This is a genomic window from Mycobacterium sp. E3339 (assembly GCF_001666915.1).
In the GTDB taxonomy this organism is placed as follows: domain Bacteria; phylum Actinomycetota; class Actinomycetes; order Mycobacteriales; family Mycobacteriaceae; genus Mycobacterium.
Window position 1 is genome coordinate 1 of sequence record NZ_LZIZ01000191.1, and the last position, 2,241, is coordinate 2,241.

Consider the following 2,241-nt stretch of genomic DNA (forward strand, 5'->3'; position numbering starts at 1 on the left):
GATCGCCCGGCTGCAAAAGCGCCTCGGCACCACGACGGTCTACGTCACCCATGACCAGACCGAGGCCATGACGCTGGGCGACCGGGTGGTGGTCATGCACGGTGGCGTTGCGCAGCAGATCGGCGCGCCGGACGAGCTTTACGAGCACCCGGCCAACCTGTTCGTCGCGGGCTTCATCGGCTCGCCGGCCATGAATTTCTTCCCGGCCACGTTGACGCCCGTCGGGCTGACGCTGCCCTTTGGGGAGGTGATGCTGGCCCCGGAAGTTCAGGCGGCAATCGCGAGGCACCCGGCCCCGGAGGACGTCATCGTCGGGGTGCGGCCCGAACATCTCCAGGACGCCGCACTGATCGACGGCTACCAGCGCATCAGGGCGCTCGTGTTCGAGGTGAAGGTCGACTTGGTCGAGTCGCTGGGTGCCGACAAGTTCGTCTACTTCTCCACCTCCGGTTGGGCCGCGCAATCCGCTCAGCTCGACGAGCTGGCCGCCGAGGCCGACGCGCACCAAAACCAGTTTGTGGCAAGGGTTTCCGCGGAATCCAAAGCGGCGATGGGGCAGTCGATCGAGTTGGCATTCGACACCACGAAGCTGGCAGTCTTCGACGCGCGCTCCGGCGTGAACCTGACCAACGCCGGGGAGCCGTGAGCCCCGTCCTGGATCGGGTGCGCGCCCACCTGCACCGCCACTTCGCCGACGCGGAGCCCGATTCGGCGAGCGTGACGTTCCTGGGCACCGAACCGATCGAGGTGTTGCGCTTCCGCGGCAGCGACGGGGTGGTGCGTTACGTGTCGCTGGGCTGTTCGCGCTATCCGATGACCGACCCGACGCAGATCGTCGATGACCAGACGCGCGGCCCGCGCGCCGAAGTCGTGCTCAGCCTGCGCGATCCGGGACCGGTCACCGGCGTCGCCCGCAGCCTCGCGGTCCTGGCCGCGACCCCGGCGGTCGAGGGCCTGGTGTTGACCGCCGACGCGTTGGTCGATCTCGGCTCACCGCTGTGGGCGGGGTCCGCGGGGCCGGTGCCGTTCACCGCGGTGTTGTTGGGGCCCAGCGACATCGACGACCTGCCGCTGGAACCGCCCCGCGATCCGGTGCAATTCCTCTCGGCGACCCCGATCACCGCGACGGAAGCGGCCTGGGTGCGGTTGAAGGGCGCCGAGGCCATGCGCCAGGCGTGGCAGAACGACGGGGTGGACGTGTTGAACCCGAATCGCCCCGCCGCACAACCGCGTTGAGCTCTTCCGCGAGCAGACGCAGACTCGCATGAAACATCACGAAAGCGTGCGATTTCGCGTCTGCTCGCGAGAGAAAGCCTAGAGCCAGTTGTTGCGCCGGAATTGGAAGTACAGGGCCAGGCAGGCCAGCGTCATCGCGGCCATGATCCCCGGGTAACCCCAGGTCCAGTTCAACTCGGGCATGAAGTGGAAGTTCATCCCGTAGATGGCGGCGACCATGGTGGGCACCGCCAAAATACCGGCCCAGGCGGCCATCTTGCGCATGTCGTTGTTCTGCTGCATTCCGACGCGGGCCAGCGCCGCCTGGATCAGCGAGTTGAGCATGTCGTCGTAGCTGGTGATCTGGTCCGCGGCCTGGGATTGGTGGTCGGAGACGTCGCGCAGGTAGCGCCGCACCTCCTTGGAGATGAGGTCCTTGTTCTCCACCTGAATCCGATGGAACGCCACGGACAGCGGGCTGACGCACCGGCGCAGCTCGACGACCTCACGCTTGAGCAGATAGATCGGCTCGACGTCGATCTTGCTGCCCGGCGCGAACGCCACCTCCTCGATGCTGTCGATGTCGGACTCGATCAGGCTGCTCACCTCGAGGTAGTGGTCCACCACGTCGTCGGCGATCGCGTGCATCACCGCGAACGGGCCCAGCCGCAGCTGCTCGGGATCGGCGTCCATCCGCTTGCGCACCTCGGACAGGCCGCCGTGCTCGCCGTGGCGCACGGTGATCACGAAGTCCTTCCCGACGAAGACCATGATCTCGCCGGTCTCCACGATCTGGCGGGCCTTGACCACCGATTCGTGCGGGACATAGGTGACCGTCTTGAGGACAAAGAACACCGTCTCGTCGTAGCGCTCCAGCTTGGGGCGCTGGTGTGCGCACACGGCGTCTTCCACCGCCAGCGGGTGCATCCCGAAAAGGTCCGCGACTTCCTGCATCTCAGCTTGGTCGGGTTCGCGCAACCCGACCCACACGAACGCGTCCTGGCCGAGCGCCTCCATCTCGCGCAC

General features: G+C 66.8%; 3 protein-coding genes. 2 read left to right on the plus strand and 1 reads right to left on the minus strand.

Annotated features, from left to right (window positions below; translation table 11 throughout):
- Positions 1–646, plus strand: a 646-nt coding sequence (locus tag A5702_RS17615; protein WP_369817931.1) for an ABC transporter ATP-binding protein, incomplete at its 5' end; no start/stop codon positions are given.
- Entirely contained in the window at positions 643–1,236 is a 594-nt protein-coding gene (locus A5702_RS17620) for a suppressor of fused domain protein (protein ID WP_055398722.1), read from the plus strand. The genes A5702_RS17615 and A5702_RS17620, both read left to right, overlap by 4 nt.
- Positions 1,237–1,314: 78 nt before the next feature.
- On the opposite strand, the gene corA is transcribed toward A5702_RS17620, so the two are convergent.
- Positions 1,315–2,241: magnesium/cobalt transporter CorA (gene corA, locus A5702_RS17625; protein ID WP_068222253.1), on the minus strand; the 927-nt coding region annotated here is incomplete at its 5' end.